The following is a 4776-nucleotide window of genomic DNA, read 5'->3' on the forward strand; positions in this document are numbered from 1 at the left end:
GGGCGGGCGAGGGCCTCAGGCGGCGCCGGACGGCGCGGCCGCGTCGGCGGCCGGGATCACTTCCCGGTCTTGCCCGCGGCGTCGATGGTCGCCCGCAGCGCCGCGGGGTTCATGAACTGGGTGCTGTCGAGCTTCTGGCCGTTCAGGAACACGGTCGGGGTGCCGTCGACGCCGCGGTCCTGCAGGGCGTACTTGGTCATCGCGTCGACCGTCGACTTCTTCTGCCCGTCCCGGACGCACTTCTCGAAGTTCGGGTCGGTGACGCCGACGTCCTTGCCCCACTTCACGAGGTCGTCGGGCGAGAAGCCCTTCTCGCCCTCGGCGGGCTGGAACTTGAAGAGCGCGTCGTGGTAGGAGATCCACTTGTCGGCCGGGACGCACAGCGCCGCCTCGGCCGAGCGCAGCGAGTTGATCTTGATGGGGTCCTTCTGCTGCCCGAACAGGTGGAACGGCCGGTAGACGACCTTGACCTTGCCCTGCTCCGCCAGCTCCTGGATCGTCTTGCCGGTGGCCTCCTCGAACTGCTTGCAGATCGGGCACTGGAAGTCTTCGAAGATCTCCAGCTCCGGCTTGGCCACCCCCGACTGCGCCATCACGATGGATCCGTCGGCCTGGCGGCTGAGCGGGGCCAGCGCGCCCTGGTGGACCTCGGCGCGGCCGTTCTTGTTCTTCTGGTCGATGACCAGGACGGTCCCGACCACGATCACCGCCACGGCCACCACCGTGCCGAGGACGATGGCGAGCAGCCGCCGCTGCTTCTCCCGCGCCGCCTGCCGCTTGCGCTCTGCGGCCAGGCGCTCCCTCGCGGACCGCTCTCGTGCGGCCTTGCTCATTGGTTCTCCTCGTGCGTGCGGACCCGGGCGCCGCCACCGTGCGGCGCGGTACCGGGGAGATTAGTCGACCTGACCGATCCGTCGGAATTCGTCGATCAGGACGAGCAGGAACAGGACCACGGTGACGGCGTGCACCCCCGTGCACCACAGGCAGATCTTGTGCAGGACCGCCAGCTCCACGGTGACGAGGTAGACGACCATGAGCACGCCCACCGAGACGCCGGCCACCCGCCCCCAGCGCAGCGGCGGCCACGTCGAGCGCAGCGCCCACGGCGTCAGCAGCGCCCCGAAGCCGACGAAGAACGCGAGGCCGAGCAGCGGCATCGGGATGCCGAGCAGGGACGAGTACTCGCTCGTCGTGACCGCGTGGCAGTCGATCGTCGAGGTCGCCGAGCAGACCAGCGCGCCCTCGTCGTAGTGGGTGATCGTCAGGTAGACGGAGATCCCGAGCCCGGCGAGCGTCAGCAGCCAGGCCGGGACCTGGAACCACGCGGGCGGCAGCGGCGGCGCCGCCGCCTCGGCCCGGCCCTTCGCCGTCATCTCTTGTGTCATCGTGATCCTTCCGGGACCGCCTCCTCCGGCGAACACACCCTACGGGAGTGCGGCGGTACCACAAGCAACAACTCGGCCGCGCCCGCGGCGAGTTCCCGGAACACCGTAAAGCCCGCGCGGAAACGGCTTTCCGCGTTCCGCGCGGGCCCTTGCGGCATGTCCGGAATGATCAGTGCCGGCCGCGGACGCCGGCCGCGAGCTCCTCGGTGAACGACCGGACCGCGGCCACCCCCGCCGGAAGGTCGGGGGCCTCCAGCACGCGGCGGACGAACGCCGACCCGACGATCACGCCGTCGGCGAACCCGGCGATCTCGGCGGCCTGCGCGCCGCTGCCGACGCCGAGCCCGAGCCCGACCGGCAGCCCCGTCCCGGCCTTGTCGATGACCGCGCGGGTCCGCTCGACGAGCCGCGGGGCGCCGGTGTCGACGGCGGAGCGGGCGCCGGTGACGCCCATCAGCGACGCCGCGTACACGAAGCCGCGGCACTGCCCGGTGATCGTCTCGAGGCGCTCGTCGGTGGAGCTGAGCGCGACGAGGAACACCCGGTCGAGGCCGTGCGCGTCGGACGCCGCCAGCCACTCGCCGCCCTCCTCGGGCGTGAGGTCCGGGGTGATCAGCCCGCACCCGCCGGCGGAGGCGAGGTCGCGGGCGAACCGGTCGGTGCCGTAGTGGTCGACGGGGTTCCAGTACGTCATGACGAGGACCGGGGCGCCGGCGGCGGCGACGGCCTCGACCGTGCGGAACACGTCGGCGACGCGGGCGCCGCCGACGAGGGCCTGGTGGACGGCGTCCTGGATGACGGGGCCGTCCATCATCGGGTCGGTGTAGGGCAGGCCGAGCTCGATGACGTCGCAGCCCGCCTCCACCATGGTCTTGGCGACCTCGATGGCGCCGTCGACGGTCGGGAACCCGACGGGCAGGTAGCCGACGAGCGCGGCCCGCCCCTCGGCCTTGGCCCTGTCGTAGGCGGTCCGGGCGCTCACTGGGCCTCTCCCTCGGGCATCAGGCCGAAGAAGGCGGCGGCCGTGTGCATGTCCTTGTCGCCGCGCCCGGACAGGCACACCACGATCGTGGCGTCCGGGCCCAGCTCCTCGCCGACCTTGAGGGCCCCGGCGAGCGCGTGCGCGGACTCGATGGCCGGGATGATGCCCTCGGTGCGGCACAGCAGCGCGAACGCGTCCATCGCCTCCGCGTCGGTGATCTCGCGGTACTCGGCGCGGCCGGTGTCGTGCAGCCACGAGTGCTCGGGGCCGACGCCGGGATAGTCGAGGCCGGCGGAGATCGAGTGGGTTTCGAGGGTCTGGCCGTCGTCGTCCTGGAGCAGGTACGTCCGCATGCCGTGGATGACGCCGAGGGAGCCGCCGGTGAGCGTCGCGGCGTGCTTGCCGGTGGCGACGCCGTCGCCGCCCGCCTCGAACCCGTACAGCCGGACGGACTCGTCCGGGACGAAGGCGTGGAAGGTCCCGATCGCGTTGGAGCCGCCGCCGACGCAGGCGACGACCGCGTCCGGCAGGGCGCCGGTCATGTCGAGGCACTGCCGCCGCGCCTCGACGCCGATGATCCGCTGGAAGTCGCGGACCATCATCGGGAACGGGTGCGGGCCCATCACGGACCCGATGCAGTAGTGGGTGTCGTCGACGGTGGCGACCCAGTCGCGGAACGCCTCGTTGCAGGCGTCCTTGAGGGTGCGGCTGCCGGTCTTCACCGGGATCACCTCGGCGCCGAGCATCCGCATCCGCGCGACGTTGAGGGCCTGCCGCTCCGTGTCGACCTCGCCCATGTAGACGGTGCAGGTCAGGCCGAGGAGCGCGGCGGCGGTCGCGGTGGCGACGCCGTGCTGCCCGGCGCCGGTCTCGGCGAGGATCCGGGACTTGCCCATCCGGCGGGTCAGCAGCGCCTGGCCCAGCACATTGTTGATCTTGTGGGAGCCGGTGTGGTTGAGGTCCTCGCGCTTCAGCAGCACGCGGGCGCCGCCCGCGTGCTCGGCGAAGCGCTTCGCCTCGGTCAGCAGGCTCGGACGCCCCGCGTAGTTCGCGAGGAGGTCGTCCAGTTCCGCGGTGAAGGCCGGGTCCCGCTTGGCGGCCTCGAACTCGCGGGTCAGCTCGTCCAGCGCCGCCATCAGCGCCTCCGGGGCGAAGCGGCCGCCGAACCGGCCGAAGTGGCCGGTGGCATCGGGTACAGCACCGCGCGCGGCGGTGTCCGTGGTCATGGGAAAACGCGTCCTGTCGTGGGAGAAGTGGATGGGTCGGCGGGGCTCTGGACTAGCCCCGCCATCGCTCCCGGAGCGGTTCGACCTGCATACCCCTCACCCTATCCAGTCGGCGTTTCCCTGTGGGGGGACGACCCCCCACGCCCCCCGGCGAAAGCTGCGGGGGCTCAGCCGCTCTGCCGCAGCGCCGGATGCGCGCCCGCGGCGACCAGGTCGGCGACCGCGGCGCGCGGATCCCGGCCGATCACGAGGCTCTCCCCCACCAGCACGGCGTCGGCGCCGCTGGAGGCGTAGGCGAGCAGGTCGTGCGGGCCCCGCACCCCCGACTCGGCGATCTTCACGACGTCCTTGGGGATGGTGGGCGCGACCCGCGCGAACACGCCCCGGTCGACCTTGAGGGTGCGCAGGTCGCGGGCGTTCACCCCGACGACCTTCGCGCCCGCCTCGACCGCGCGGGCCGCCTCCTCCTCGGTGTGCGCCTCGACGAGCGGCAGCAGCCCGATCGACTCGGCCCGCTCCACCAGCGACACGAGCGCGTCCTGCTCCAGCGCCGCGACGATCAGCAGCACCATGTCGGCGCCCGCCGCGCGCGCCTCCCACAGCTGGTAGGAGGTGACGATGAAGTCCTTGCGCAGGATCGAGATGTCGACGTTCGCGCGGACCTCCGCGAGGTCGGCGAGGCTGCCGCCGAACCGGCGCCGCTCGGTCAGCACGCTGATCACCTTGGCGCCGCCGGCCTCGTAGTCGCGGGCCAGCGCGGCCGGATCGGCGATCGCCGCCAGCGCGCCCTTGGACGGGCTGCTGCGCTTGACCTCCGCGATGACCGACACCCCGGGGCCGCGCAGCGCACCGAGCGCGTCCCGCGCCGCAGGGGCCTTCGCCGCCTTCTCCTTGAGTGCGTCGAGCGGGACCTCGCGCTGCCTGTCGGCGAGATCGGCCCGGACTCCCTCGATGATCTCGTCCAAAACGCTCAAGGTCGCAGGCCCCCTATTTCAGGTCGTTCCGTGCACTATATCTACCCGGGGTAGCGACCCCCCGGACCCCCCGTCACGAGCCGGTCGATCCTCACGCCACTGTTGCGGTGTGTTGTAACCGTGCGGGTTTGCCGGTGTCGCTGCGGTCGCCCGGCTCGGCGGGCATGCCCGCTCCGGGCGCTAGGGCGCCCTCCGCGTGCCTGCCCGTG

General features: G+C 72.4%; 5 protein-coding genes. All 5 read right to left on the minus strand.

Translation table 11 applies throughout. The annotated features are described in order from the left end of the window. Nucleotides 1-56 precede the first annotated feature (56 nt). The 5 genes from E1284_RS38485 to trpC all read right to left on the minus strand — a co-directional run bounded on the left by E1284_RS38485 (nucleotide 57) and on the right by trpC (nucleotide 4567). Nucleotides 57-833 carry a DsbA family protein gene (locus tag E1284_RS38485; protein WP_131945073.1) on the minus strand — a complete coding sequence of 259 codons (777 nt, stop codon included), beginning with the start codon at nucleotides 831-833 and terminating at the stop codon, nucleotides 57-59. Nucleotides 834-893: 60 nt separating this feature from the next. Continuing rightward, entirely contained in the window at nucleotides 894-1385 is a 492-nt protein-coding gene (locus E1284_RS38490) for a vitamin K epoxide reductase family protein (RefSeq protein ID WP_131945074.1), read from the minus strand. Between the two features lie 169 nt (nucleotides 1386-1554). Then, a complete protein-coding gene (gene trpA, locus E1284_RS38495; protein ID WP_131945075.1) occupies nucleotides 1555-2367 on the minus strand; it encodes a tryptophan synthase subunit alpha in 813 nt (270 codons plus the stop codon). Beyond that, complete coding sequence (gene trpB / locus E1284_RS38500; RefSeq protein WP_131945076.1) at nucleotides 2364-3593, minus strand: tryptophan synthase subunit beta; 1230 nt, start codon at nucleotides 3591-3593, stop codon at nucleotides 2364-2366. Before trpB ends, trpA begins: the two co-directional genes overlap by 4 nt. A gap of 167 nt (nucleotides 3594-3760) precedes the next feature. Continuing rightward, complete coding sequence (gene trpC / locus E1284_RS38505; protein WP_131945077.1) at nucleotides 3761-4567, minus strand: indole-3-glycerol phosphate synthase TrpC; 807 nt, start codon at nucleotides 4565-4567, stop codon at nucleotides 3761-3763. Between the last annotated feature and the right edge of the window lie 209 nt (nucleotides 4568-4776).

It is taken from the genome of Actinomadura bangladeshensis (genome assembly GCF_004348335.1).
GTDB lineage: Bacteria > Actinomycetota > Actinomycetes > Streptosporangiales > Streptosporangiaceae > Spirillospora > Spirillospora bangladeshensis.

Bases quoted from the DNA above. Each gene is read 5' to 3' on its own strand.
- E1284_RS38485 (WP_131945073.1), bottom strand. From the start codon at position 833: ATGAGCAAGGCCGCACGAGAGCGGTCCGCGAGGGAGCGCCTGGCCGCA.
- E1284_RS38490 (WP_131945074.1), bottom strand. From the start codon at position 1,385: ATGACACAAGAGATGACGGCGAAGGGCCGGGCCGAGGCGGCGGCGCCG.
- trpB (WP_131945076.1), bottom strand. From the start codon at position 3,593: ATGACCACGGACACCGCCGCGCGCGGTGCTGTACCCGATGCCACCGGC.